General features: G+C 46.9%; 27 protein-coding genes and 1 other annotated feature. Of the genes, 14 read left to right on the forward strand and 13 right to left on the reverse strand.

Going from position 1 to position 25,486, the window contains the following annotated elements; all coding sequences use genetic code 11:
- Positions 1-57: 57 nt before the first annotated feature.
- Positions 58-348 (reverse strand): hypothetical protein, encoded by a 291-nt coding sequence (locus GON05_RS13860; RefSeq protein WP_157319660.1) that lies wholly within the window; start codon positions 346-348, stop codon positions 58-60.
- An 86-nt stretch (positions 349-434) separates the two neighbouring features.
- Between GON05_RS13860 and GON05_RS13865 the strand changes: the two genes are divergently transcribed.
- A complete protein-coding gene (locus GON05_RS13865) occupies positions 435-1,418 on the forward strand; it encodes a metal-dependent hydrolase (protein WP_157319661.1) in 984 nt (327 codons plus the stop codon).
- A 122-nt stretch (positions 1,419-1,540) separates the two neighbouring features.
- Here GON05_RS13865 and GON05_RS13870 read toward each other — a convergent pair whose 3' ends face one another.
- Complete coding sequence (locus GON05_RS13870) at positions 1,541-1,768, reverse strand: alpha/beta-type small acid-soluble spore protein (protein ID WP_127453002.1); 228 nt, start codon at positions 1,766-1,768, stop codon at positions 1,541-1,543.
- 153 nt (positions 1,769-1,921) lie between these two features.
- On the opposite strand from GON05_RS13870, the gene GON05_RS13875 reads away from it, so the two are divergent.
- A complete protein-coding gene (locus tag GON05_RS13875; RefSeq protein ID WP_127453004.1) occupies positions 1,922-2,104 on the forward strand; it encodes a DUF5325 family protein in 183 nt (60 codons plus the stop codon).
- Between the two features lie 68 nt (positions 2,105-2,172).
- On the opposite strand, the gene trpS is transcribed toward GON05_RS13875, so the two are convergent.
- On the reverse strand, positions 2,173-3,156 hold the full coding sequence (gene trpS / locus GON05_RS13880; protein ID WP_127453005.1) for a tryptophan--tRNA ligase: 984 nt from the start codon (positions 3,154-3,156) through the stop codon (positions 2,173-2,175).
- Positions 3,157-3,240: 84 nt separating this feature from the next.
- Positions 3,241-3,511 (reverse strand) — a binding site (T-box leader).
- Between the two features lie 126 nt (positions 3,512-3,637).
- Between trpS and GON05_RS13885 the strand changes: the two genes are divergently transcribed.
- Positions 3,638-4,723, forward strand: coding sequence for a permease (locus GON05_RS13885; RefSeq protein ID WP_246239101.1), 1,086 nt, complete (start codon positions 3,638-3,640; stop codon positions 4,721-4,723).
- Between the two features lie 50 nt (positions 4,724-4,773).
- On the opposite strand, the gene ilvD is transcribed toward GON05_RS13885, so the two are convergent.
- From ilvD to GON05_RS13900, 3 genes are all read right to left on the reverse strand, one after another.
- The gene (gene ilvD / locus GON05_RS13890) at positions 4,774-6,459 is read right to left on the reverse strand and encodes a dihydroxy-acid dehydratase (RefSeq protein ID WP_157319662.1); all 1,686 of its coding nucleotides are present in this window, start codon (positions 6,457-6,459) and stop codon (positions 4,774-4,776) included.
- Between the two features lie 114 nt (positions 6,460-6,573).
- Positions 6,574-7,227 (reverse strand): ribonuclease H, encoded by a 654-nt coding sequence (gene rnhA / locus GON05_RS13895; protein ID WP_157319663.1) that lies wholly within the window; start codon positions 7,225-7,227, stop codon positions 6,574-6,576.
- Between the two features lies 1 nt (position 7,228).
- A complete protein-coding gene (locus tag GON05_RS13900) occupies positions 7,229-7,726 on the reverse strand; it encodes a hypothetical protein (protein WP_127453011.1) in 498 nt (165 codons plus the stop codon).
- Positions 7,727-7,882: 156 nt separating this feature from the next.
- Between GON05_RS13900 and GON05_RS13905 the strand changes: the two genes are divergently transcribed.
- Positions 7,883-8,119, forward strand: coding sequence for an alpha/beta-type small acid-soluble spore protein (locus tag GON05_RS13905; protein WP_127453012.1), 237 nt, complete (start codon positions 7,883-7,885; stop codon positions 8,117-8,119).
- A gap of 125 nt (positions 8,120-8,244) precedes the next feature.
- On the opposite strand, the gene GON05_RS13910 is transcribed toward GON05_RS13905, so the two are convergent.
- A complete protein-coding gene (locus tag GON05_RS13910) occupies positions 8,245-9,246 on the reverse strand; it encodes an ABC transporter substrate-binding protein (RefSeq protein WP_157319664.1) in 1,002 nt (333 codons plus the stop codon).
- A gap of 187 nt (positions 9,247-9,433) precedes the next feature.
- Here GON05_RS13910 and GON05_RS13915 point away from each other — a divergent pair, with 187 nt between their 5' ends.
- Positions 9,434-10,456, forward strand: a complete 1,023-nt coding sequence (locus GON05_RS13915; RefSeq protein WP_157319665.1) for a FecCD family ABC transporter permease — start codon at positions 9,434-9,436, stop codon at positions 10,454-10,456.
- Complete coding sequence (locus GON05_RS13920) at positions 10,453-11,502, forward strand: FecCD family ABC transporter permease (protein ID WP_157319666.1); 1,050 nt, start codon at positions 10,453-10,455, stop codon at positions 11,500-11,502. The genes GON05_RS13915 and GON05_RS13920 overlap by 4 nt, the downstream gene beginning before the upstream one ends.
- Positions 11,503-11,569: 67 nt before the next feature.
- Here the strand turns inward: GON05_RS13920 and GON05_RS13925 are convergent, their stop codons facing one another.
- Positions 11,570-11,938 (reverse strand): O-methyltransferase, encoded by a 369-nt coding sequence (locus tag GON05_RS13925; protein WP_127453016.1) that lies wholly within the window; start codon positions 11,936-11,938, stop codon positions 11,570-11,572.
- A 466-nt stretch (positions 11,939-12,404) separates the two neighbouring features.
- On the opposite strand from GON05_RS13925, the gene GON05_RS13930 reads away from it, so the two are divergent.
- Positions 12,405-13,475, forward strand: coding sequence for a methyl-accepting chemotaxis protein (locus GON05_RS13930; RefSeq protein WP_307719930.1), 1,071 nt, complete (start codon positions 12,405-12,407; stop codon positions 13,473-13,475).
- A gap of 73 nt (positions 13,476-13,548) precedes the next feature.
- Here the strand turns inward: GON05_RS13930 and GON05_RS13935 are convergent, their stop codons facing one another.
- Positions 13,549-15,363, reverse strand: a complete 1,815-nt coding sequence (locus GON05_RS13935; RefSeq protein ID WP_157319668.1) for a M3 family oligoendopeptidase — start codon at positions 15,361-15,363, stop codon at positions 13,549-13,551.
- A 148-nt stretch (positions 15,364-15,511) separates the two neighbouring features.
- Between GON05_RS13935 and GON05_RS13940 the strand changes: the two genes are divergently transcribed.
- Genes GON05_RS13940 through GON05_RS13950 form a run of 3 tightly spaced genes read left to right on the forward strand, consistent with a single transcriptional unit; the run spans position 15,512 to position 17,063 of the window.
- On the forward strand, positions 15,512-15,676 hold the full coding sequence (locus GON05_RS13940; RefSeq protein WP_145666680.1) for a YycC family protein: 165 nt from the start codon (positions 15,512-15,514) through the stop codon (positions 15,674-15,676).
- 6 nt (positions 15,677-15,682) lie between these two features.
- Positions 15,683-15,925 carry a hypothetical protein gene (locus GON05_RS13945; protein WP_127453219.1) on the forward strand — a complete coding sequence of 81 codons (243 nt, stop codon included), beginning with the start codon at positions 15,683-15,685 and terminating at the stop codon, positions 15,923-15,925.
- A 31-nt stretch (positions 15,926-15,956) separates the two neighbouring features.
- Positions 15,957-17,063, forward strand: coding sequence for a GGDEF domain-containing protein (locus GON05_RS13950; protein ID WP_157319669.1), 1,107 nt, complete (start codon positions 15,957-15,959; stop codon positions 17,061-17,063).
- Between the two features lie 74 nt (positions 17,064-17,137).
- Here GON05_RS13950 and GON05_RS13955 read toward each other — a convergent pair whose 3' ends face one another.
- Together GON05_RS13955 and GON05_RS13960 are read right to left on the reverse strand one after the other, a co-directional pair.
- Positions 17,138-17,839, reverse strand: a complete 702-nt coding sequence (locus tag GON05_RS13955) for a DUF2225 domain-containing protein (protein ID WP_157319670.1) — start codon at positions 17,837-17,839, stop codon at positions 17,138-17,140.
- 43 nt (positions 17,840-17,882) lie between these two features.
- Positions 17,883-18,275: a globin domain-containing protein gene (locus GON05_RS13960; RefSeq protein ID WP_157319671.1), complete on the reverse strand. Its 393-nt coding sequence runs from the start codon at positions 18,273-18,275 to the stop codon at positions 17,883-17,885.
- A 277-nt stretch (positions 18,276-18,552) separates the two neighbouring features.
- Here GON05_RS13960 and ylbJ point away from each other — a divergent pair, with 277 nt between their 5' ends.
- The 4 genes from ylbJ (at position 18,553) to GON05_RS13980 (ending at position 24,034) form a co-directional block, all read left to right on the forward strand.
- Entirely contained in the window at positions 18,553-19,791 is a 1,239-nt protein-coding gene (gene ylbJ, locus GON05_RS13965) for a sporulation integral membrane protein YlbJ (RefSeq protein WP_157319672.1), read from the forward strand.
- A 64-nt stretch (positions 19,792-19,855) separates the two neighbouring features.
- On the forward strand, positions 19,856-22,411 hold the full coding sequence (glgP, locus tag GON05_RS13970; protein ID WP_157319673.1) for an alpha-glucan family phosphorylase: 2,556 nt from the start codon (positions 19,856-19,858) through the stop codon (positions 22,409-22,411).
- Between the two features lie 127 nt (positions 22,412-22,538).
- Entirely contained in the window at positions 22,539-23,210 is a 672-nt protein-coding gene (locus GON05_RS13975; RefSeq protein ID WP_157319674.1) for a PilZ domain-containing protein, read from the forward strand.
- Positions 23,211-23,221: 11 nt separating this feature from the next.
- Positions 23,222-24,034, forward strand: a complete 813-nt coding sequence (locus GON05_RS13980; protein ID WP_157319675.1) for an NAD kinase — start codon at positions 23,222-23,224, stop codon at positions 24,032-24,034.
- A 72-nt stretch (positions 24,035-24,106) separates the two neighbouring features.
- On the opposite strand, the gene GON05_RS13985 is transcribed toward GON05_RS13980, so the two are convergent.
- Both GON05_RS13985 and lipA read right to left on the reverse strand, forming a co-directional pair.
- Complete coding sequence (locus GON05_RS13985) at positions 24,107-24,430, reverse strand: YutD family protein (protein WP_127453036.1); 324 nt, start codon at positions 24,428-24,430, stop codon at positions 24,107-24,109.
- 39 nt (positions 24,431-24,469) lie between these two features.
- Complete coding sequence (gene lipA, locus GON05_RS13990; protein ID WP_157319676.1) at positions 24,470-25,345, reverse strand: lipoyl synthase; 876 nt, start codon at positions 25,343-25,345, stop codon at positions 24,470-24,472.
- Positions 25,346-25,486: the final 141 nt, after the last annotated feature.

The raw sequence follows: 25,486 nt of genomic DNA on the forward strand, positions 1-25,486 counted from the left end.
ACGGATGCTACATCTTAATAAACCGCTAACCTTAACCAAGGCAGCGGTTTTCTTTTGTTATTCAAACGGTGTAAAATGCCACATATGCAGCTTGCTTAATCCACCTTTGACCCACTTTTCCCACGCTGCCTGGTTGCCCTGCCCTCCGCCTTGCTGCAATCGTTCTTCCTTTATAGCGATATATTCATCTCGGCTCACTTCGCTCCAAATTTCTACAAAAAGTCCTGGCTGGTCCGTTCCCTCCAATACCTCCAATCGCCCTTCCCGCTTTTGCCACTCCTGCATATAGATGAGAAAAGAGTCCCGATATTCGGGATTTATGGCATACTCTACAAAAACTTTAGACATTTTTAGATCTCCCTCTGATTTATTTTTTACTCCAAAATGGTAAACTAATAAGAAGACGGAAAATGACCTTAGGAGGAGAAACCCACTTGGACACAGGAACACATCTTGTTATTGGCTTAGGGTTAGCAGGACTGTCGCAGATTGATCCCAGCGTTTCCGCGGATTCAGCCGCTACAACTGCTGTCTTCATCGGAACCGTTATCGGTTCACAGATTCCGGATGTGGACGGGCTGCTTCGTTTCAAGAATAACGCCACGTATATCCGCAATCATCGCGGTCGTTCCCACTCTTTGCCGGCTTTACTGATTTGGACGCTATTGATCACTGGTGCACTCGCTTTATTTTTTCACGGAGTCCCTCTGCTGCATCTAGGAATGTGGGTAGGGATCGCAGTTTGTTTTCACGTTTTCAGCGACTGTTTCAACACATATGGTACACAAGCCATTCGGCCCTTTTCTGAAAAGTGGGTATCGTGGAACATTATCCATATCTTCGATCCCTTTATCTTTTCGAGCCACATAGCGGCTATCTTCATGTGGTCCTTCCACGTGGCTAGTCCAAAGCTTGTTTTCCCAACCTTATATGGCATCATCGCCCTTTACTACATTTGGCGCACGCTTGACCATTACATTGTAGAAAAAGGCCTTTACCGGAAGGATCCGACTTTCCAGCATGGCGATCAGTACACGCTTATTGTAACATTCAACCTCTACGTCTGGAATGTCGTAAAAAGAAGAGCAGACGGCACTTTCCAACTGGGCGAGCTTAAAAATTCCAAGCTCAAATGGTTGGATACCGTGAGATGTGAGGATCATCCAGCCGTCGAAGCTTCCAAGAAGCATGAAGACATTCAAGCTTTGCTGTATTTCTCATCGTTCACCTGTGCGGAAGTGAAAGAACATCGCTGGGGTTACGAAGTCAGATGGGCCGATGTGCGTTATCGCCACCGTAAGCAATACCCGTTCGTTGGCGTCATCCATATGGACCACAATTTCAAAACACTCGATTCTTACGTAGGCTGGGTCAACGACACCAGACTGGAGAAGAAACTTCGAGTAGATCTCTATTAAGCGAAGAGACGCGTGCCATGACGCGTCTTTTTCTTTTCCGTGAAAAAAAGCCCAGAGGTTTTTTAGGCCTCTGAGCTTTTATATTACAATAATCGGGAAAACTAATAACGGGTTATCGCTTCTTAGCTGCGGAAGCCGGATTGACCAGCCAACGTTTGCTCAGCGATTTGCACTAGACGACGAGTGATGTTACCCCCGATTGAACCTGCATCGCGAGTAGCCATATAGCCCATGTAACCATCTTGAGGAATTTGGATGCCCAGTTCTTGAGCTACCTCATATTTCAATTGATTTAGAGCTGCTGTAGCTTGTGGAACGGCCAAAGTGTTGCTGTTACGAGATTGTGCCATAAGGATCAGACTCCTTTCAGTCAGCTATGATCTTTGATGTATTTGCAAGCTTGCAAACATAGTATGTGGAGGAAATGAATTTATATGCACAGCGCTCAAAAAAGTTTAGAATAAGAAGACACTGTTTAAACTTCTAGAAAGTAGGTCACGTTCATGAGTAAACCGCTCGCGCTTTTATTCGCTATAATCGGCACGCTTCTGCTTGCCTCCATCTCCCTATTTATCGCACTCCGGCAGCCATGGATGATTCTCGTTTGCACGATCATCGCGTTAGGCTTTATAGGATATGGCTTTGCCGTTAAGGCAAAAATTCGCAAGAGAAATTCCCGGCCGTAACCACGACGGCTGCACAAAAAAAAGAGCTCAGCAGCAATTACCGCTGTTTGAGCTCTTTTCGTATTTTTTTAGATGACTACGAAGCCCATCCGCTTCTTCACTTCAAGCAAGGTTTCGTTAGCAACTTCAGCAGCCTCTTCCGCACCTTTTTTCAAAATATCAAAAATCTCACCGGAACGGCGAATCTCCTGATATCGCTGTTGAATCGGCTCGAGGACAGCCACGATTTGCTCTGCCAGATCCTTTTTGAACGGTCCATAACCTTGACCATCATAGCGGGCTTCAATCTCAGCTACACTCATCTCAGCAAAATGCGAGTAGATCGAGATCAGATTACTAACCTCCGGTTTATTCTGCGGATCGTATTTCACTTCACGGCCAGAATCTGTCACGGCACGGCTAAGTTTCTTACGGATGACAGACGGGTCATCGAGCATGGCAATGTAGCTTCCAGCATTTGGACTGCTTTTGCTCATCTTCTTGGAAGCATCGTCCAGGGACATGATTCTTGCGCCAATCTCCGGCATATAAGGCTGCGGCATCACGAACATATCGCCAAAACGGTTGTTAAAGCGGTTAGCCAGATCGCGAGTAAGCTCCAAATGCTGCTTCTGATCGTCCCCAACCGGGATCAAATCGGCATTGTACAAGAGAATGTCTGCCGCCATGAGCGATGGATACGTAAAGAGGCCTGCGCCAACGGATTCCTTGCCTTCTGATTTATCTTTGAACTGCGTCATGCGTTCAAGCTCGCCCATATGCGTCAGTGTCGTCATAATCCAGCCGAGCTCCGCATGTGCGTGAACATGGGATTGCAGGAAGATGGATGCCTTATTCGGATCTAGCCCCGCCGCAATATAAAGCGCAGCAATGGACTCCGTTTGTTCTTTCAACGCTGCAGGATCCTGCGGCACCGTGATCGCGTGCATATCCACCACCATAAAATAACAACGGTGCAAATGCTGCAGCTTCACATAGTTACGAAGAGCGCCGATATAATTCCCAATTGTCAGCTGGCCGCTGGATTGCATGCCTGATAATACTCGTTTCATTGTGAAAATCCCTCCACATTCCTCATAAAATTTGCTTTTTTGTACGTTTAACAGTTAAAAAAGACAACAAAAAGGCCTCTCCCCGCAAGGGACGAGAGACCGTGGTACCACCCTAATTTGTCCATGGATGAGCATAAATTGCCGCATAGACCTTCAGGCTCTTGTAACGGAGAGCAGCCGTTCGGCATACTTGTCAGATTCGGATGTTCTTCCGGCCTAGGTTCCGGCAACCTTGATCTGTGTTCAGCCTCAAGCTCAAGGATCCATTCAGTTTGCTCGTTACACCGGTTCGCACCAACCACCGGCTCTCTGAGTAACGGGATACAAACGTACTTGTTCCTGTCATCGCTTATTGATTTTATATAATTATACACCTTGACTTTCCATTGTCAACCAAGGTCTTTGTCCTATCTTTCCCTGCATGGACATAGGATAGATAACATACGATCCTATCATCAACGGGCAAAGGGGTGTCACTGCATTGTCATCAACACTATACCGGTGGAGTCTTCCCATCTCCACGGTGATTTGCGCATGTCTTCTCATCCTCATTCTAACGACGAGAGAACTTCCGCCAATGGCGCCGATCCTGAAAGATATCAAGCATGTATTTGCTGCTTTTATGGACATTTTCCTCGACGCCCTGCCTTTTATGTTCATGGGGGTCCTACTCTCCACCGTCGTTGAAAACTTCATCCCGGAAGCGTTCATCCGGCGTATGACACCCAAGCACCCGCTTGGCGGCATCCTGTTTGCCTGTGTGCTGGGGATTATGTTCCCGCTCTGCGAGTGCGGCATGATACCTTTCGTTCGCCGGCTTATGCGCAAAGGAATGCCTGTGTATATCGCCGTTATTTTCATACTCGTCGGACCGATTCTGAATCCAATCGTGTTCGCGTCTACCTTCATGGCTTTCCGCAGTGCGCCGGAAATGGCTTATTCACGCATGGGGCTCACCTTCGGAGTTGCGCTCGTTGTCGGTCTCCTCCTGACCCGCTTTCTGAAAAGCAGTCCGCTGCGCCACGCCAATAGCGGGCATGCGTCTGAGCACATCCACGTGCATGAGCATAACGGTCACGGTCACGATCATCATCATGACCATGTCCATTCGCATGATCATGCTCACCACCACGATCACGGCCACAACCACTCTCACGGTGACAGCCGAATTGCCACCATGCTCAGCCACGGCACATCTGAGCTATATGAAATGAGCAAATACCTAATGCTCGGCGCTTTCCTAACCGCATTAATTCAAACCTTCGTCGACCAAGACAGCTTATCCGCCATCGGCCAAGGGACTTTCGTCTCTCATGTCTTTATGATGGGTTTTGCCTACTTGCTTTCGTTATGCTCCACAACAGATGCCTTCGTAGCCGCCTCATTCGCCAAAACGTTCTCTCCAGGCTCTCTGCTAGCTTTCCTCGTCTTCGGCCCAATGATCGATGTCAAAAGCACGCTGATGCTGTTATCCATCTTTAAAGCCCGTTTCGTGCTTACGCTCTCCATTGTTGTTGCAATTACGGTTTTGACCGGTTCCTTGCTATTTATGCATTTCTTTTTATAAAAAAGCATATAAAAACGGCCAGAGCTCATAAGCCCTGGCCGTTTATTATTTTACCATTTCAGAATAGCCCCGGCACTCGCGTTCGTTACCATTTTCGTGTAACGCGCCAAATATCCGGTTTTAATTTTCGGTTGGAACTCTTGCCAGCTTTCGCGGCGCTTCGCCAACTCTTCATCGCTGACTTGCAAATTGATTTTGCGGCCATCCATATCGACATCGATAATGTCGCCATCATGAACGAAAGCAAGTGGTCCGCCTTCAGCAGCCTCTGGAGACATATGACCGATGGAGATACCGCGGGATGCCCCTGAGAAACGTCCGTCTGTAATCAAGGCTACTTTCGCGCCTAGACCCATACCAACGATTTGGGACGTTGGAGCTAGCATTTCCGGCATACCAGGTCCACCTTTAGGCCCTTCATAGCGGATTACAACAACGTGGCCTTCTTTCACTTTGCCATTGGCAATGCCGTAAAGCGCCTCATCCTGGGAATCAAAGCAGATCGCAGGACCTACGTGACGCCCACCAACGGATTTGTCTACCGCTCCGACTTTAACAATACTGCCCTCAGGAGCAAGGTTACCGAACAGAACAGCCAGTCCGCCTCTTTCGCTGTGCGGGTTGCTTAACGGACGAATAACGTCCGTATTCTGGATTTCACAACCAGCTACGTTTTCACGAATCGTTTGTGCTGTAACGGAAAGACGATCGCCATCGAAAGCGCCTGGCTTTTTCAATAGCTCGTTAATAACCGCGCTAACGCCACCGGCTAAATGCACATCTTCAATGTGATAATCGGAAGCTGGAGCGATTTTGGCAAGGTGAGGAACACGCTCTGCCACTTCATTAATACGAGCAATTGGGTATTCGATGCCAGCTTCAGCAGCGATAGCCAATGTGTGAAGAACCGTATTCGTGGAACCACCCATCGCCATATCAAGTGCAAACGCGTTGTCAATCGCTTCAATCGTTACGATATCACGCGGTTTAATGTCTTTTTCGATCAATGTCATCAGTTGTTTCGCGCAATCTTTCACGAATTGCTTACGCTCTTCAGCAACAGCCAAGATCGTACCGTTACCTGGCATAGCAAGGCCTAGACCTTCTGCCAAACAGTTCATGGAGTTCGCTGTGAACATACCGGAACAAGATCCGCAAGTCGGACAACCGTATTGCTCAAGCTCTTCCAGACCTGCTTCATCCAATTTACCTGCTTGGAAAGCACCTACGCCCTCGAAAACGGAGGACAAGGAAATGGATTTACCATTTTTATCTTTTCCGGCTTTCATTGGGCCACCGCTAACTAACATCGTAGGGATGTTAACGCGAAGCGCGCCCATGATCATACCCGGCGTAATTTTATCACAGTTAGGAATACAGATAAGACCATCGAACCAGTGCGCGTTTACGACTGTTTCCAAGGAGTCCGCAATAATTTCACGGCTTGGCAGGGAATAACGCATACCGATATGCCCCATTGCGATACCATCGTCAACACCAATCGTGTTGAACTCGAAAGGAACGCCGCCTGCTTCACGGATCGCTTCTTTCACCAGCTTACCGAATTCTTGCAAATGGACATGCCCAGGGATAATGTCTATATAAGAGTTACAAACCGCAATGAACGGCTTGCCGAAATCTTCCTCTTTAACGCCGGCTGCACGCAACAAACTGCGGTGTGGAGCGCGGTCGAATCCTTTTTTAATCATGTCGCTACGCTGTTTTGGATGAGCCATTCTCTATTCCTCCTAGATTACAATTCTTTTGTAAAAACAATGAATCTATCATATCACACTTTTCGTCAAAATTCTCCCTTTAGTGTACTGACGCGTCAATGTAAAAGCAAGGGTTTATTTTCTGCCAAAATCAGCCTTGATTTCTCCCCACTTTTTCGTGTCCCATTTCACGATCTTATTCGCGTAGCTGTTCGTCCGAAGCCACTTCAGCGCCCGGTCAACGAGCGACCAAATTTCTTCTGTAGAAGCATCCCGAACTAAATTGGTCGAAACTTCCTTTTTGCGAATCCAGCTTAAAGCTGTGACCGAATCCGTATAAATGGTTTTGTTGCTGCCCTGCTTTTGTAAATAAGCCAGACCGTGCACGATCGCTAAAAACTCGCCCAAATTATTCGTACCCTTGGAAATGGGACCTTGGTAAAAAAGAATTTCTCCCGTCCGTGTATCGACTCCCTTGTACTCCACAATCCCCGGATTCCCGGAGCAACCCACATCCACGGACAGACTGTCATAGTCCACTTCCGGAGCTGTTTCAGGGGTAGCCGATTTATTGCCGGAAGCTGAAGATGACGACGCGCCAGGCTTTCCTCCAAAATTCAGCGATTTCTGCCAGCCTTTCTCCAAAGCTTGTCGCGCCTCCGCTTCGGACTCATATGATTTAAATCTCGCTTGCGGAAATCCTTTGGTCTGCGCCTGACAATCTGCCCATGATCGATAGATCCCTGGCTTATGCCCCACCCAAACGACATAATATTTTACTGCTGCCATCCTATTCACTCCGTCGTTGTTGATGTAATTGATGTACCAGCCCTTCAACTACTTTCACCGTATCTGCAAAATAGGGCCTATAGTCCAACCCTTTGATAAATGCCAAATAGGTTTCTCCGATCTCCAGGACCTCTTTCCTGTAGTGATCAGATGGTATGTTGTGGGTCTCAAGCTCGCGGTATGTGCCGTTTGTTCGCTCTTCAACCGAGATCAGCTGAATTTGCTCCTCCGGCAAATGATGCACGACAAATGAAAATCCCCTGCACTCCGGGTCTCCGCAGCCGCAAACAAAGAAGGGCATCTGCTCCCATTGATCCGGTGGTGCAAAACGATTCGGCTCCGTATCGCTCAGTGCACTGTACAGCAGCGCAGGGAGCCCCACATCGACGCATAGCGGTTCTTCAATAATAACGCTGTCGTCTACCGCCATGCGGACATCCGCCTGTATGATTTGCAAGTCTTTATCAAGGGACCAGCCCTTTACAGATAGTTCAAACATGATTTCGCCTCCGCTCTCCCATTGCTTTTCTTATTATAACAAAGACTGTCCAATCCTGCTTTTCCACCCCTAAAACATTACCGGAAATTTCCAGTAAATTTGATGAGTATATTTTACAAAAGAGATTATACTACCTATTACTGGAGGTGATATCAGATGGCAGGACAATCTCGCAGCAGCAACTCTTTAGTTGTTCCACAAGCTACAGCAGCTTTGGATCAAATGAAATATGAAGTTGCTCAAGAACTAGGTATCCAGATTCCTCAAGACGGTTACTATGGCTACATGACGTCCCGTGATACAGGCTCCATTGGGGGCAGCATCACACGTCGCCTCGTTCAAATTGCTGAACAACAGCTAGCAGGCGGCAGCGCTAACAGATTTAGCAGATAACATCTCTCCCATACTTAAGCAAGTGAGGGCTTTCCTTGAAGTAGCTGCGCTACTGAAAGGAGGCCCTCCTTTTTGCATCTGGGAACCGAAAGAGGACTGCTCGCAAGAAGCAGTCCCCTTATGGATTAAGGTTTTACATCATAGATCTTATACAGATCATCGAGCATGAGATTAGCTGCTTTCACGCCGCCAGCCGTATTCCATGTCGCATCATTCACTTTTACTAATTTATTGTCTTTCACAACTTTGAGGTTTTTCCAAAGCGGATCATTCATCCATTCCTGCTCTTGCTTCGTTCCTTTACCATCGCCAAGCTCATATGTAAAGTAGAACACGCGGTCTGCAGCATCCAATTCCGTCAAACGTTCTTTGGTAATATCCTCAAAAGATTTCTCATCGCTTTTCGGATCTGAACGCGGGAATCCAATTTGTTTGAAAATAACACCAGTGAACATATTTCCATAGTAGAAACGTGTTTTACCGCCCATGAAGCGGACAACTGCGATTTTCTCTTTCAGCTTATCGCCTGCTTTGCTTTTGAAATCATCAATACGTTTGTCGAAGTTCGCAATGATTTTGTCGCCTTCCGCTTTCTTGTTAAGCGCCTCGGCATACAAAGCGAAGTTGCTTTTCCACTCACCGCGTAATGTCTCCGAATAAACCGTTGGAGCAATCGCTTTAAGTTGGTCGTACACTTTCTCATGACGCATTTTGTTACCGATGATTAGATCCGGTTTCAAGGATGCAATCAACTCCAGGTTTGGCTGTGATTCTCCACCAACTGTCGTTACACCTTGCATATCAGCTTTGATATGATCAAACCATGGATTTCCGTAGTAGGATTCAACCGCACCCACCGGTTTAACTCCAAGAGCAATAAGGGCTTCTGTTCCCTCATTCGTCAAAATAACTACACGCTTCGGCTGCGCAGGTACAGCGGTTTCCCCCATCGCATGCTTAATCGTACGAGGAGCATCGGACTTAGCGGATTCTTGCGGTGCTGCAGATGCGGATGCTGCTGGCTGAGCGCTAGGCTTTTCTCCACATGCTGCTAAAACAATAGATACTACAAACATAATGGCAACAAGAGCCCAAGCTCTTTTTAACTGTATTTTTTTACCAAACATCTTACTATGTTCCCTCCACACGTTTCAATTAATGATGTGATAACGATTATCATTATCTAACGTACATGGTACTCGCTTCCGCAGGTTCTGTCAATCGAAATTGATAATGATTCTCAAAATCGTTGACTTCCCCTGCCTTTCTCTTTAAAATAAACGAAGCATCTAATAAGGAAGCAGGCACTTATCTATGAATTCTTCAAATAACGAACGACTATATCCTTTATACAAAGGTATTGGACTGCTGGCAGCCCTTATCGTGCTTGCCGTGATGATGGTTTGCAGCGTCAGATTCGGTCTACATAGCTATACTTGGGCACAGGTCATGCAATCATTTGACCATTTAACGAATCCTTCGAACGAATCCATCATTATTCAGACCGTTCGAATACCCAGAGCGTTAATCGCCGCACTCGTAGGCGGAAGCCTGGCTGTTGCGGGGGCGCTTATGCAAGCAATGACACGAAATCCACTTGCGTCGCCAAGTATTTTTGGCATTAACTCAGGCGCAGCCTTTGCCATCGTGTTGTCTGTTGGATTTTTCAATGTATCTAGTCTGACACAGTTCACATGGATTGCATTTCTGGGTGCTGCTGTGAGTTCTGCCCTCGTCTATGGGCTTGGCTCCTTAGGCAGAGATGGCTTAACGCCGATGAAGATTACGCTGGCGGGTTCATCGATGACGGCCTTTTTCGCTTCGCTGACTCAAGGCATTTTGCTAGGAAATGGTAAAGCGTTTGACCAAGTCCTCTACTGGCTTGTTGGGTCGGTTGAAGGAAGAACCATGGCTATGCTCCAATCGGTCTACCCTTATATCTTAATTGCCTGGGTAGGAGCGTTTTTACTTGCGCCGCACATCAACATCCTGTCCATGGGAGACGATGTCGCCAAAGGGCTGGGACAACGCACGATTTACATAAAATTCATTACCGCAGTCGTTATCGTTGTATTGGCAGGGGGCTCCGTCGCCGTTGCAGGTCCGATTGTTTTTGTCGGGATCATCATCCCGCATATCGTCCGGTTCCTCGTAGGCATCGATTATCGCTGGGTCATTCCTTACAGTGCAATTCTAGGCGGCATCCTGCTCGTTGGCGCTGATGTCATCGCCCGTTTCATCGTTATGCCGAAGGAAGTTCATGTTGGCGTAACGACAGCCATTCTCGGAGTTCCCTTCTTCATCTACATTGCTCGCAAAGGGGGGCTGCTGAAATGAGTCATTCCAATCGACATATGACGTTTCGAAACAAAGGTTTTTCCTATAGAGTCAGCAAGAAATCTCTCCTTGTATCACTGATCTTGCTTCTAGCAGTCATTATTGTCATGATCCTAAGCACAGGAATAGGCAGTATTTATATCAAGCCAGTTGAGGTTGTACGTGCCGTTTTCGGCTATGGGACGGATCCCAGCAACATGATTGTCCGATCCCTGCGTTTGCCTCGGGTGATTGTCGCTATGTTAATCGGCGCATCCCTGGGGGTTGCCGGTTCCATCCTGCAAGGGATTGTGCGAAACCCGTTAACTTCGCCGGATACGATTGGTTCAACAGGTGGAGCTACACTCGGAGCGGTTTCCTTTTTCTTCTTTTTCTCGGATAAAATCAGCATTCACTGGCTGCCTGTTGCCGCCATTCTCGGCGCATTCATCGCTACTTTGCTGGTCTACTCCCTCTCATGGAAAAATGGGATTACCCCGCTTCGCCTTGTCCTGATCGGCACAGGATTCACAGCCGCGATGAGCGCGCTCTCTTATTTGATGATGATATCTGGACCTATCATTCTTGCGAATCAGTCGCTAACCTTTATGACTGGGAGCATCTATGGCGTCTCTTGGCAAAAGGCGGTCTATCCGCTTCTACCTTGGGTATCGGTGCTGATTCCGATCATCTTCTTATATGCGCGTCATATTACGGTGCAATCCTTAGGCGAAGACATCGCCCGCAATGTGGGCAGCAGCGTACAACGCCAGCGTTTTCTGCTCATCATTTTGAGCGTAGCCCTTTCTGGCGCCGCCGTCGCATTCGGAGGAGCCATTAATTTCATCGGCCTCATGGCTCCGCATATCGCCCGCAAGTTGGTAGGACCCAGCTTCGGATCGCTGATTCCCGTTTCGGCGTTAACTGGTTCCTTACTCCTACTTCTTGCCGATCTGGCGGGAAGGTTCGTATTCAAACCGCTCGATATTCCAGCCGGCGTGTTCACAGCTGCCATTGGAGCGCCATTGTTTATCTATGTCTTGTATCGCAGCAGAAATCGCGGTTAACATTCAAATACAGCAAACACCCCCGGTCATCCATGCGACCAGGGGTGTTTCTATTATAGGATAAGTGCTAAATCGTCTTGGCCATGCTAGCCATATTATAATTGGTTTCAAACGTAATGCTAGCCGACAATATTCCTTGCCTAACCGTGAAATCAAAGTAAATTTCTCCATGTGTCCAACTTTTCTTACGCTTCAACGATTCAAGCGCCATCTGACGAAAAGATTGATACTGAATCTCCGTGAGACCTTTGACCTTAATTTCTGGAAGTACGCCGTCCTTGCTTTCGAACGGGAGATGCTTCACGCCAAATTTGCCAATTTCATTATTCCTGATGTGCACAAACACTGTACCTGAACTTACATGCGATAGCTCATCTTTAATCCTTCTAAACACCAAATCGATTTGTCTTGCAAGTGATATTTGATCCAAACTCATCATCTTCCCCCTTAAGTTTTTAAATTTTACTTATTATGTAAATTACGACTGTAGACCTATTATATCGACATAATTTACAAATTTCAACAATTTATTTTAATATCCTTAAAATTTTTACTATTCTTAATACTCTCTTTATGTACACTACTTGTATCCATCGAATCCGAACGATATTTGTCGAATTTGTGTAGAATATTTCCAGATTCAATGTTATAATTTTCAAACATAGTCCATTATTCCTGCATACATTACAAATTTCGCAAGGGAGTCGGTCAATTTGGATAAAATGTCAACTTTATCTTTCAGAAAGAAATTACAGTTAGGCTGCTATGGGTTAATAGGTTTAAACTGTGTATTTCTGCTAGTCCTTACAATATCATCGGAATGGAATCGCTTACTAGGAATTATTTTCCTGGTTTTGCTCCTTGCGTTAAGCTACCCTTTCATTAGATGGTTTGAAAACCAATTGACAGAACCTGTGGCCGACCTGTCCCGCATTGCACTCAACATTTCCAAAGGCGACTTTTCTCAAAAGGTAACGGTAACGTCCGACGATACACTAGGTCAACTTGGCCAGTCCTTCAACAAAATGATCGACAAACTGCGTGATATTCTTCGCGATACAGGATCCATATCCAAGCAAGTTTTCCAAACCAGCCGCGATATTTACTCCAAGAACGAAAACTTTCGCACGGTCCTGGAACAAGTGAGCATTTCGGCCCATGAGCTGGCTGCCGGTGCCGGTCAAATCTCAGAAGAAGTATCCGGTGTATCGATTACGACCAAAGACATAGAAGTGAAGATTGTCAATTACGCAGGTTCCGCCAAGGAAATGAAAGATCGCTCCGATCAGATGATGACGCTGGTTGAGAAGGGTCGTACTTCCGTTGAAAGCCAAGGCGTCGGCATGAAGCGAAATGTAGAAGTGACGCAGCAGGTCTCCGAAACCATTGACATGTTGGCTCGTCAAGCGGCCGGTATTACGAACGTAACCCGCTCCATTTCGGAGATTGCTGAGCAAACGAACCTGCTGTCGCTTAACGCTTCCATTGAAGCCGCCAGAGCCGGCGAGCACGGCCGAGGTTTTGCAGTCGTCGCACAAGAGGTGCGCAAGCTTGCTGAGGAGTCCACGTCCCTTACTCGTGAAGTGTTTGGCTTCGTCAAGAGCATTGAGCAGGGCATCCAGGAAGCCATTCGCAGCATTCAAGTCAACGAAGATGTCGTTAGAAAGCAAACCGTACTTATCGATCAAACAGAAACGGTCTTCGCTCAGATTGTCGATAGCGTTGGTTTTATCTCGGAAGAAATTAACCGCTTTGCCGAAGAAAGCGAACAAATGCTAGTCAGCTCCGAGCAAATTGCTGCTGCCATGGAGAACATCTCGGCAATCACGGAGGAATCTGCTGCAGGAACACAAGAGGTTTCGGCCTCCATGAACGAGCAGATCTCTACCGTCCAAGGCATTGTCTCTCAGGCTGAGGAAATGACGCGGGTTGTTACCCAACTGCAGCAAACCATTCAAGTCTTCAAGCTGTAAGATTAATCTTATATACACAAAAGGGATGCCCTAGCGTAGATACAATCTACCTCCAGGATATCCCTTTTTCTTTTTAAACCTGAACTTTCGCTTCTGTCAGCCGCATGAATTCCTTCACATCTTGAATCGCCATGTCCACAGCGCTTTGCCAGAAGTCCGGCTCAGTCAGATCAACACCAAGGTGCTTCTGTGCAAGCTCTTCCACGTTCATGCTGCCCGTATCTCTCAGCAGAGAGATGTACTTATCTTCGAAAGCCGCGCCTTCTTGCACTGCTCTCGCATAAATACCAGCGCTAAACATATAGCCGAATGTGTATGGGAAGTTGTAGAAAGGCACATCCGTTGCATAGAAATGCAATTTGGCCGCCCAGAAATGCGGATGATAGCTGCTCAGCGCATCTTGGTAGGCAACCTTCTGAGCGTCTACCATCAGCTCATTCAGACGCTCCACGCTTACAAGTCCTTGACGGCGCTCGGCATAGAAGTTCGTTTCAAAAATGAATCTCGCATGAATATTCATGAAGAAAGCGATCGCCCGCTGGATTTTATCTTCAAGCAAAATGATACGCTCTTCATCGGTCGAGGCGCTCTTCACAACAGCGTCCGCAACGATCATTTCCGCGAACGTAGACGCGGTTTCCGCCACGTTCATGGCGTACTCTTGCGCGAGGGCAGGCATATCCGTCATAACGTGCTGATGGTAGCCGTGGCCAAGCTCATGCGCAAGCGTTGAGACGTTGTTCAGCGTGCCGCCGTACGTCATGAAGATCCTTGTCTCTCCCGCGACCGGGAACGATGTACAGAAGCCGCCTGGGCGCTTCCCAGCGCGGTCCTCAGCTTCAATCCAGCGATTCTCGAAGGCTTGCTCCGAGAAGGCGGCCAGCTTCGGACTGAAGCGCTCGAACTGCTCAATAATGAGGCTTGCGCCTTCATCGTATGAAATTTTCTTCGAAGAGTCGCCTAGCGGTGCATCGACATCCACCCACGCCAATTTCTCAACGCCAAGCAGCTTCGCTTTACGGTTCAAATATTCGACGAAGATCGCTTTATTGCGGTCGATAACCTCCCACATGACATTCAGCGTCTTCTCTTCCATGCGATTAATCGCGAGCGGCTCTTTATGTATGCTGTTCCAGCCTCTGTATTTGTACACTTGAAGGCGGAATCCGGCCAGATGGTTCAGCGCTTCTGCGCAGTAATCTTCCTTGTCTGTCCAGGCCTTTTCCCAACTGTCAAATAAGGCAAGCCGTTCTTCACGGTTCTCTGTATGCAGCTTATTAAACGCTTGGCCGGCGGAAAGCTCAACCGTTTCTCCGTCAACCTCCACAGGCATGCGGAATTGACCTACGGTAGAATTATACAAGTCGCCCCACCCATGATAGCCGTCTACGGCCAAATCATTGATTAATGCTTCTTGTTCCGGCGACAGCTTTTCTTGTGCCAAAGCACGACGTTCATGAAGCGGAAATGCGATTGCATGGAACGGTTCTTTCTTCAAAATCTCTGACCACACCGCATCCGGAATACCTGTAAGCACTTGGTCAAAATGTGTAAGTGACGACAGATGCTCAGCGTATAAGCTTTTGACCTGTCCATTCAATACAGGCGCTTTCTTATCCTTCTGATTATCGGCTAGCAGACAGCCTACAAAAGAATCAGCCTCGTGAATATTTTTCAAATTACTCTGGAACAATTCAACCAGCTTCGCAAGACCATCCGTTTCTGCTGCTTGCTGTGGGGATGGTGTGTTCCGCACCTGCTCTTGGAAAGCCGCAATCGAAGCTTGAAGCTCCTTCAGATGTGCTGCGAATGCAGGAGACTCACTTCCACCATGAAAAAAAGTTTCTAAATTCCACGTTTGATTAAGAGGTAAATGAAGCAAAGCCATCACCTTTCCTTTCCTACTTTCATTAAATCATAAACGGTCTATCAGGAGCAATCATCGTAATCTTCCTCATTGCTTATAGGTAAGAAGTATGATTCAATAAAATAAAGTTCCTGCAAAAAAATCGGAACGGGATGGTGTGATAACAATAATGAAACCGTTACAAATTTCTCCAGAAACAGCCGTCAAATTGGCTGAGCAGCTTAAAGTACCTTTGGAACATCTCATGCATATGCCACAACATATTTTACTTCAAAAATTAGCAGAGCTCGCGAAAACTTCCACTTCGGAAACAAGCGAACCAGAATCGAAGTAAGCTGTGTTGTTTCCTTTTGCCAACACTTGGCCTTATGACATTGTAATGAAGGACGTTTATGTGGCCGAATGTCCGTTTTGCCATAGCTCCAATGTGCTGCTGCCGCTGAAAATCCACGAATTGAAATCCATTCACGAAGGTAAAAAAAAGCTGCTTGTGTTTCCTTGCTGTCACAACAAGCTGACGCTCATTGACACAGACCGCGATTATTTATTGGCGGACACCGCTATACGAACGAAACAATCGTAGCTTTCAAGCGCAAGGAGTAGAAAGAGTTCCTATGAATGAGTATCTCGTTCCTTTGACAAGTGCATGCACGCTAGTCACACTGAATTACGTGGCTATGAAAGTACGAAGCAAGATGCTGACCGATTCCTTCGAGCAGCTTCTTGCGCCTTTGCTCACCGGTCTTGCTTGTATCATCATGATGCTCGAACCTCTGCCTGAGCCGCTCGGTCTCATAGATTTACGCTCCTTGCCTATCTTCATGGCCGGCTTACGTTACGGCATGCCGATTGCCCTTCTTTCAACCGTCTTACCGACGGGCTTCAGCCTCATTTCACATGAAAATCATGCCTGGTTCAACATCGCACAAGATTTGCTCGCTCCTGCACTAATTAGCTCCCTGTTTCATAATAAAGAATACCGCAATGGCTTCTTGGACATTCCTATTCGACACGGTCTCCAAATATGCACGTATGTCTTTCTCTTACGCCTCCTGATTCATGGACTGCTCATTAGCCGATTGTCCTGGCCTTATGTCGGTGATCAGCTTTTCATGCTAGCTATCATGTCCGCTACTTTCATTACACTCATTATTATGGTCAATGATGAAAATAAAAGTTGGCGCTTACAACGCCAGATGGAGCTGCAAGCCAATCAAGACAGCTTAACCAAACTTCCTAATCTGCGCAGTTTTATGCCCATTGCCAACAATGCTCTCCATCGAAGACAAATGTCTATCATGATGATCGATTTGGATAATTTCAAACAATATAATGATCTCTTCGGGCATCTGGAAGGTGATCAACTCCTGAGAGAAATTAGCCATGTCCTTCGGCACCATATCCGAGAAGAGGATTATCTCGCCAGATACGGCGGGGAAGAGTTCATTCTTCTCAGTTCGGAGACCGATCCGATTAAACTTAGCCTATACGCTCAACGTCTATGCTTTATGGCTGCCCAATCGTTCCTTCATAAAAACCAAAACGTCGCAACACCTATCACAATTTCTATTGGCATTTCTACCGCTAAATCGCCCCAGGCTGAATTAACTCAATTGATCTATGAAGCCGATCAAGCCCTCTATGAATCCAAACGTCAAGGAAAAAATCGGTTCACCCACTACAAGGAACTCCAAGTGCTTGATCAAAAAATGAACGCTTAACTATGCAAGGGATCGCACTCAAGCAATCACCACATCACATAGGCAAGCGTTCATCTCATTTTTTAAGCGAGCTATTAAGTAGCTTGTTTCATTTCGTCCGGCAGTTCCATACGGATGGCGAGCATATCCTCGCGAGTTACAATCCATTGTTCGCGGCTTGCTCGAATCATCGCAGCGTCCATGATTTTACGGTCGTTAATGATGCGAGAAAACCATTTGACTGCGTCATTGAAACGGCCCAATCTGCGGTTGAGTTCCCCCATCAGAAACATGAGCCTTGCATTGTTGAGCTCCATGCCTTCATTTTCATATACATGCACATACGCTTCCAAGGCAAAAGTTAAGAATCGCTTCTCTTGCTCCCAATCGCCTTTGGATCTGTATAGCCACGCCAAGTGGTGAAGAAGTCCTGCTACAACGCGGGATTTCTCCTCTTTAATTTGCGCGCTGACCAGCGCCAGCTTGTAACCCTGCAGGGTAGACTCCCACGTTCGTTCGCCGCCAAAGCTGCGCATCGTCCAGTTCTTCGCAATCTTCTCGTGAAAGGCTTCACGTTGCGCTGACTTCCACTTATCTGAAAAGTTTTCCGTATGCGCATAACCGCAGTAAGGACAAATCCTCACGATATAGTAATCAGGGTTGATGCCCTTATAGTGAACGCAGAAATCCGCGTCTGTTTTGCTCGCTTTTTTGAAGCTCGGACGAACCTTCATGGATTTGAAGGAATTGTCGCAATACGTACATTTCACTGAAATCTCATACAAAGGTTCAACCATCTTGAAACCCCGCCTCTTCTCTGGAAAGTATAGGAAAGAAGAACTATTCTTCTTCAGGTGTATTCACAAAATGATAAGCGGAACCCTTCAAGCGTTGCAGCAAAAATTCCCGTAGATCCTGCGGCAAACCCACTTCCTCCATAGCTCCGGCCATACAGCCTAACCATGCGTCTGCACGTTCCACTGTGATAGGAAAAGGCATATGCCTCCCTCTCATCATAGGGTGTCCATGGACATCGGAATACAGCGTCGGACCTCCAAAAAATTGGCTTAAAAACATATATTGTTTATCCATAACGGGTTCAATATCCGAAGGGAACAGCGGCGCCAACAAAGGATTCTTCAGCACTCTAGGATAAAATGCTTCCACAATCCGGCGAACCGTCTCTGCTCCCCCCATCAATTCATACAGCGTATTGCGTTCTTGCTCTGACATGGTGAGAACCTCTCTGCTCGTAATGACTTAATAGTTTTCTACATCCTCATCCCCTGCATGCATAAGCGTTTCTCGAATGACAAACACGAACATACAAACGACCAAACCGACGATGACACTTGTCATTTGAATCACTCCCGCGGCCTAGGATATAAGACTATTACTAGTCCTATTTTACCATAAATACACTTACATAACAGTACCAAAGTCTAAGTTTTTTAGGCCGGCATGTCTGTCCCATTTCCTTCATATAGTTGAGGAGGAGGTGTAGAGTTCCATGGAGAAAAGAAACTTTACCGCGGCGCTACTTATGGCCTTTGTTGTTATTGCCATTATTCTATGCTTATTTGCCTTCCCTCATGCCGGACTTCAAGCAGCCTTGCGCGGTGTTTCCATTTGGTGGGACGTGCTCTTTCCCGCACTCTTTCCCTTCTTCGTCATCTCCGAAATTATGCTTGGCTTCGGCATCGTTCACTTCTTCGGCACACTGCTGGATCCGATGATGCGCCCCGTCTTCCGTATCCCGGGCATCGGCGGCTTCGTCGTGGCTATGGGCTTCGCAGCCGGGTATCCTGTCGGCGCCAAACTGACGGGCCAGCTATGGACCCAAAAGCTCGTAAACCGCGAGGAAGGCGAACGGCTCGTCGCATTTACAACAAGCTCTGATCCGATCTTTTTGATTGGAGCTGTCTCAATAGGCTTCTTCCATGACGCCTCACTCGCTATCATTCTGGCTGTAGCTCACTACGGAGGCTCTCTCATGATTGGATTGATGATGCGATTCCATGGCAAGAGGAGCCGCCCTACCAAGCAAAATAGCGCCAGCCAAGGCTGGATATGGAAGCGAGCTTTTGAATCCATGCATGATGCCCGCATGTCCGATGGAAGATCCATCGGTACGCTTCTCAGCCAATCCGTCCTACAATCGGTAAATTTAATTTTCGTTGTAGGTGGACTTGTTGTCTTCTTCTCCGTTGCCTTGGAAGTCTTAACTCAAGCTAAGGTCATGAATGCCATATACATGCTCATCGATTCCCTCTTGCGCTTCACAGGACTTCCCCTTGAATTGTCACAAGCCGTTATGAACGGTCTATTCGAGGTGACGATCGGGGCCAAAGCTGCTGGCAATGCTCCTGCTGCACTGGCGCTTTCCAGCAAAGTTGCCATTGGAGCGTTCATTTTATCATGGGGAGGATTGTCGGTGCATGCTCAGATCGTTAGTCTGTTAAGTCATACCAACCTGCGCTATATGCCTTTTTTAATCTCCCGTTTCATCCATGCCTTGCTTTCCGCAGCTATTGTGATTATTTTTTGGGAGCCTTTGCAGGTGTTCCGAGACGCCAAAACGGTTTTCATGCCGCAGTATGATCCAACATCTCCAGTACTCAGCTATCTCAGGCTCCTTCTCCCTATGAGCGGAACCGTTATCTTGGCTGCTTTTACTGTCATTGCGGGGCTCTTTGCTGCATATTCCTTACTTAGACTCGTGTATGAAAAAGTTGGTGGAACAAGATAATAGGGGTAATTACCATGACAATGATAATTACAATCATGATGATAAAAGGGAGTGAACATACCGTATGCAAAACTCCGTCCTCCGTGTAGCCAAAACATTGCCTACTGCGATTGAACGTTTATCCGAGCTGGCCATTAATCTATGGTTTAGTTGGAACTATGATGCGCTGCAGCTTTTTGCACAAATGGATCCTGTCAAATGGGCTCAAACCGGCCATAATCCCGTTCGTCTCCTATATGAATTGGACGATGCTAAACTTGATGCTTTAAGTCATAATGCGGAATTCCTAACCCGGTATCGACAAGTGATCGACAGGTTCGACGCTTATTTAAACGGACCCACCTGGTTTCAAGAAAAACATGGAGATCGAGGCTACGTCAAAGTTGCCTATTTCTCCGCCGAATTCGGGTTCCATGAATCATTGCCGATCTATTCGGGAGGCCTTGGCATCTTGGCTGGCGATCACGCGAAATCAGCCAGCGACTTGGGCATTCCCTTAGTTGGTGTTGGCCTTCTTTATAAAAAAGGCTACTTCACGCAAAAAATCGATGCTTCAGGCGGACAACAAAGCCACTTATACGATTATGACTTTGCCAAACTTCCGATTGCGCCGGTTCTTCACCAAGGCGCACCTCTCACCGTTTCGATTGATATGCCGGGCCGGGCCATCACCTTGCAGATTTGGCAGGTGCAGGTCGGACGCAATCGAATTTATTTACTCGACGCCGATCATGAAGCCAATCAGCACGCGGATAAAGAGCTGACCGCACAGCTATACGGCGGGAATCAGGATACACGAATTGCGCAAGAAATCGTGCTCGGCATTGGCGGCGTCAAAGCGCTTCGTGCGCTGGGCATTTACCCCAATGTGTACCACATCAACGAGGGTCATGCAGCTTTCCTTACTTTGGAGCGAATGAAGGATCTGCTGCATCTTGGTCTGCCTTTTCACGTGGCCGTCGAAACTGTCCGCTCGGCTACCGTCTTTACAACACATACACCCGTTCCTGCGGGTCATGACACGTTCTCGATCGGGATGGTGGAGCATTATCTCGGTCCGCTGTTCAACGAGCTGTCACGACATAAGCAGGCGATCATAGCACTCGGACTTGACCATCATACAGGTCAATTTAATATGACGCATTTGGCCATGAATACGGCCGGACTCCGCAATGGCGTCAGTAAGCTGCATGGGCAAGTATCCCGTGAAATGTTCAAAGAATTTCATGGACACATTGACGCTAGCGAAGTCCCAATCGGTTCCATAACAAATGGTGTTCATTTGGAAACCTGGACCGCTTCAAGCTGGAAAGAACTGCTGGACCGCTTCCTGCCTGGCACGTGGCGAGAAGAGCAAGCCAACAAGCACCAATGGCAGCAAGTGGAGGTCATCCCTGATGAATCCATCTGGAAAGTGCACCAGCAGTTGAAAGATGATTTAGTGAGCTTCGCTCGCCAGAATTTGATGGAGCAGCGCAGGCGCAATGGAGAAACCGAGCAGCGGATTGAAGAAGTTAGACATTATTTGAATCCAAAAGCGTTAACCATCGGATTCGCGAGACGATTTGCCACCTACAAGCGAGCTAATCTGATTTTTAACGATTTGTACCGGCTTAAGAAATTAATTAATGACCCTGAACGGCCGGTCCAGTTCATTTTTGCCGGCAAAGCTCACCCTGCCGATTATCCCGGCCAAGAGCTTATCCGTGAAATTTACCGTGTTTCGAAAATGAAAGAATTCGAAGGCAAAGTCGTGATGCTCGAAAACTATGACATCAATATGGCTCGCTATCTCGTACAGGGTGTAGACGTCTGGCTGAATAACCCTCGAAGACCTCTTGAAGCCAGCGGAACTAGCGGACAAAAAGCGGCAATGAACGGTGTGCTTAATTTTAGCGTGCTGGATGGTTGGTGGGAGGAAGGCTACAACGGAACGAACGGTTGGGCGATTGGTTCCACAGGTACGGCCGATTGGGCTGCGCAGGAGAAAGAAAATACCCAGTCCATTTATCACATTCTGGAGAAAGAAATTATTCCCTTGTATTACAACCAAGGAAGTCTCCCTCATCAATGGATTAGCCGGATGAAGCGCTCTATCCAATCGCTCAGCCCTGTATATAATACACACCGCATGGTACAGGATTATACGGAAGAGACCTATTTGCCGACAGCGGATCGAGCACGCTTATTTGTGGCTAATCAGTATGAGGTTGCGACGAAGGTTGCCGATTATAAGCAGTTCATCCGTAATAACTGGTATCAAGTAAAAATCATTGGGATCGATGACCGCTCCGCCAAATTATCTACGGAAGTGCCTTTAAGTGAAATCAAACCAACAACCAAGGAAGTGAGTGCGCAGATTTATTTCGGATCTATTTGGCCGCAGGATACAGCGGTAGAGATCATTTATTACGAGGACAACGGTGAAAAATGGGAACAAAAAATCATCCCGATGGAGTCATCAGGCGAACTGATTGAGCACGTGCAGAGCTATAAAGCAAGCATACCCGGACATCTCGTCCATGGACCGCACTTCTCCATTCGCGTTCGACCTATTTCGACAAATTTCGCCCATTCTTTTGAGCTTTCACTAGTAACGAGCACATTATCATGGCAATAAATGTATGAATCCCTCTATTAAGCCCCTTTTGGGGCTTTTCTTATTTTCTTTTATAAATTATTATGAAAAGAGAACTTACGGTATGTGTATGCGTTCATGAATGCAAATCTAACCACTTGGTGATGCTATGGATTGGAATAAGGCACTAGAATTGGCATATATCGCACCGAACTCCGATTGTCATTTGATTGTTGTCGGTGAGTCCAAAGATGGACAGCCTTTTTGCTATGAAGATAATTTCTACATTGATAAAATTGGAGAAGATTCCTTCACAGTTTGTTTAGAGCTCGTGGGCGTGTTTCCATTCGACAAACTTGAACATGTTTCTTTTATTGAATTTTCTTTTAAAGACCGTGGAATTTTATACTATACGCACGTGGAGTTACTTCAACTTGAGTTAAAAAAAGCGATTTGTTACCTCACGCTATCTATTCCCGAAGAGATTCTGCAGCATCAGAACCGACAGCACAACCGGGCCAAGATCTCCCTTCGAACACCCATTACCCTTCAAATTGTCGGCATTCGCGGCTTATCCGCACGCAAGGGCGTCGCTTTCTCTGGACAGCTGCTTGATATCAGTGCAGGAGGTCTTTCTTTTGTTACGACAAATCGGCTTTTTTATCCCTTATTTCTGGAATTCAGCTTCTTATTATCAGGGTTTCCCCACCCCATTACCGCTTATGGCGAGATCATAAGGGTGACAAATTTCAGCAACGATTCCTATCGTGTCGCTGCCAAATTTCGGCATACACCTGAATCTATCTTGCAAGAAATTGACAAATACTGCACGCTTCAATAGGAGGAAAACGATTGAAATACAACGTCATTGAACGAGGCGATGATATCTCCAAGGAGCTGACTGCACGGTTCCACGCGCTCGCCGCTGAACAAGGTATGCCAAGGGATGAAGAGAATCCCGACATTGTCCTTTCCATTGGTGGAGATGGGACGATGCTGCAAGCCTTTCACAATTATGTACATCGACTAGATGACATTGCTTTTGTCGGGCTTCATACCGGACATCTGGGCTTTTTCGCAGATTGGAAACCACACGAATTAGATCATCTGGCTTCACTTGTGTTCAATGTGAGCACCCCTGAAGACCTTCATATTGTCCAATATCCCGTTGTCGAGATCGAGATCACGACTGAAAATGGCGTGGAGACGCATCTGGCTCTCAACGAATTTACGCTGCGGGGCATTGAAGTATCGCTCGTTGCACGTCTCCACATCAACGACGAAATGTTCGAGATGTTCCGCGGTGACGGCATCTGCATATCCTCGCCGGCCGGGAGTACGGCTTACAACAAAAGCTTGGGCGGAGCCATGGTGCATCCTTCTTTGGAAGCCATTCAGGTTGCCGAGATTGCTTCAATCAACAATAGAGTTTACCGAACTTTAGGCTCGTCCATGATTTTGCCAGCGCACCATCACTGTGACATTTATCCCAAAGCACATCAGAATATGCTGCTTTCCCTTGATCATAAGTACATGCAGCGCAACGATGTCGTTTCTATTCGCTGCCGCGTTGCTTCTCATGTCAAAGTAAAGTTTGCCAGATTCCGTCCCTTCCCTTTCTGGAACAGGGTTCGCGAAGCTTTTGTAGGATTAGAGTTAAAATAAGCCAGAAAAAAGACGCCTTCCTTCCTCTTGCGAGTGGGAATGGCGTCTTTTTACTTAACTGCTCACTAACTCCTATGACGTGGTCGTCGATGGCTCAGACGGAACCTGCTGTTGCTGCTTGTTTCCATTTACTTTTTCAATAATGAAATACGCGCAACCAAAGTTGCAATATTCATTCAAGTAATCCTGAAGAGCGGCAATGGAGGTTTCCTTCGTTGCTTTGGGGTGGATTTCCTTGAAGAAACCTCTCAGCCTTAATTGGCTGTACCCCCAGTCGCCAACAATATAATCATAACGCTCTAAAACTTCGCTGAAGCGTTCTTTGAATACTTCAAAGTTCCAGCCATTTTTATGGTCGGTAACGAGCTCGTATGTTTTATTGGCAATATGAATCATGATGGTAGGAAGCTCTCCTTTCTATGACTCGTTCGTGTTCTAAACGTTCGATGCCGATTTAACCTGCTCATGGGCATGGTATGAGCTGCGTACCAATGGCCCAGACTCAACGTGTTTGAATCCGCGCTTCATGCCTTCTTCTTTGAGAAGAGCGAATTGCTCAGGTGTGTAATATTTGGACACGGCCAGGTGAGTTGTCGACGGCTGCAAATACTGCCCAATCGTCATAATATCGCAATCGACGGCACGCAAATCGTCCATCGTCTGCAACAACTCGTCCCATTCCTCCCCTACGCCAATCATGACGCTGGATTTGGTTGGGATGTTTGGGGCAATGCGTTTGGAACGTTGAAGCAGCTCCAATGAACGGCGATATTTCGCCTTGGAGCGGACGCGGTCTGACATGCGTTCCACGGTCTCCATATTGTGATTTAGAATATCCGGCTTCGCTTCAAGAACCGTAACCAAAGATTCTTCACGGCCCAAGAAATCCGGAATCAGCACTTCTACCGTGCAAAGTGGCAGCTTGCGGCGAATCGCTTTGATGGTTTCCGCGAAGATCATCGCGCCGCCATCCTGCAAATCATCGCGTGCAACAGAAGTTACAACACAGTGACGCAGCCCCATTTGTAAAGCAGCGTCAGCCACGCGTTCAGGCTCTTGCAGATCGAGCTCCGTAGGCAGCCCTGTTTTCACAGCGCAAAAACGGCACGCACGCGTACAGATGTCACCCAAAATCATGAACGTAGCCGTTCGATTCGCCCAGCATTCATGAATGTTTGGGCATTTAGCTTCTTCACAAACCGTATGCAGCGTCTTCGAACGCATCATTGATTTAATTTCTTTGAAATTTTCATCTGTTTTCAGATTAATTTTTAACCAGTCTGGTTTTCTCTCTAATGGTTTTGTAGGCATTATATTTCCCGCCTTTTATTTGGTTTCTCAATGTTGTTATTATATCATGAATGCCTGACAAAACAATCCACTTTGCCAGCCAGTTGTGATACACTTATCTAGATGGACCAAAACAGCTCAGCTATTTACATATAGGCTGTA

It is taken from the genome of Paenibacillus anseongensis, from assembly GCF_009757995.1.
Lineage (GTDB): Bacteria > Bacillota > Bacilli > Paenibacillales > NBRC-103111 > Paenibacillus_E > Paenibacillus_E chondroitinus.

Bases quoted from the DNA above. Each gene is read 5' to 3' on its own strand.
- GON05_RS13860 (WP_157319660.1), bottom strand. From the start codon at position 348: ATGTCTAAAGTTTTTGTAGAGTATGCCATAAATCCCGAATATCGGGAC.
- GON05_RS13870 (WP_127453002.1), bottom strand. From the start codon at position 1,768: ATGGCACAATCTCGTAACAGCAACACTTTGGCCGTTCCACAAGCTACA.
- GON05_RS13875 (WP_127453004.1), top strand. From the start codon at position 1,922: ATGAGTAAACCGCTCGCGCTTTTATTCGCTATAATCGGCACGCTTCTG.
- trpS (WP_127453005.1), bottom strand. From the start codon at position 3,156: ATGAAACGAGTATTATCAGGCATGCAATCCAGCGGCCAGCTGACAATT.
- ilvD (WP_157319662.1), bottom strand. From the start codon at position 6,459: ATGGCTCATCCAAAACAGCGTAGCGACATGATTAAAAAAGGATTCGAC.
- rnhA (WP_157319663.1), bottom strand. From the start codon at position 7,227: ATGGCAGCAGTAAAATATTATGTCGTTTGGGTGGGGCATAAGCCAGGG.
- GON05_RS13900 (WP_127453011.1), bottom strand. From the start codon at position 7,726: ATGTTTGAACTATCTGTAAAGGGCTGGTCCCTTGATAAAGACTTGCAA.
- GON05_RS13905 (WP_127453012.1), top strand. From the start codon at position 7,883: ATGGCAGGACAATCTCGCAGCAGCAACTCTTTAGTTGTTCCACAAGCT.
- GON05_RS13910 (WP_157319664.1), bottom strand. From the start codon at position 9,246: ATGTTTGGTAAAAAAATACAGTTAAAAAGAGCTTGGGCTCTTGTTGCC.
- GON05_RS13915 (WP_157319665.1), top strand. From the start codon at position 9,434: ATGAATTCTTCAAATAACGAACGACTATATCCTTTATACAAAGGTATT.
- GON05_RS13920 (WP_157319666.1), top strand. From the start codon at position 10,453: ATGAGTCATTCCAATCGACATATGACGTTTCGAAACAAAGGTTTTTCC.
- GON05_RS13925 (WP_127453016.1), bottom strand. From the start codon at position 11,938: ATGAGTTTGGATCAAATATCACTTGCAAGACAAATCGATTTGGTGTTT.
- GON05_RS13935 (WP_157319668.1), bottom strand. From the start codon at position 15,363: ATGGCTTTGCTTCATTTACCTCTTAATCAAACGTGGAATTTAGAAACT.
- GON05_RS13940 (WP_145666680.1), top strand. From the start codon at position 15,512: ATGAAACCGTTACAAATTTCTCCAGAAACAGCCGTCAAATTGGCTGAG.
- GON05_RS13950 (WP_157319669.1), top strand. From the start codon at position 15,957: ATGAATGAGTATCTCGTTCCTTTGACAAGTGCATGCACGCTAGTCACA.
- GON05_RS13955 (WP_157319670.1), bottom strand. From the start codon at position 17,839: ATGGTTGAACCTTTGTATGAGATTTCAGTGAAATGTACGTATTGCGAC.
- GON05_RS13960 (WP_157319671.1), bottom strand. From the start codon at position 18,275: ATGTCAGAGCAAGAACGCAATACGCTGTATGAATTGATGGGGGGAGCA.
- ylbJ (WP_157319672.1), top strand. From the start codon at position 18,553: ATGGAGAAAAGAAACTTTACCGCGGCGCTACTTATGGCCTTTGTTGTT.
- glgP (WP_157319673.1), top strand. From the start codon at position 19,856: ATGCAAAACTCCGTCCTCCGTGTAGCCAAAACATTGCCTACTGCGATT.
- GON05_RS13975 (WP_157319674.1), top strand. From the start codon at position 22,539: ATGGATTGGAATAAGGCACTAGAATTGGCATATATCGCACCGAACTCC.
- GON05_RS13985 (WP_127453036.1), bottom strand. From the start codon at position 24,430: ATGATTCATATTGCCAATAAAACATACGAGCTCGTTACCGACCATAAA.
- lipA (WP_157319676.1), bottom strand. From the start codon at position 25,345: ATGCCTACAAAACCATTAGAGAGAAAACCAGACTGGTTAAAAATTAAT.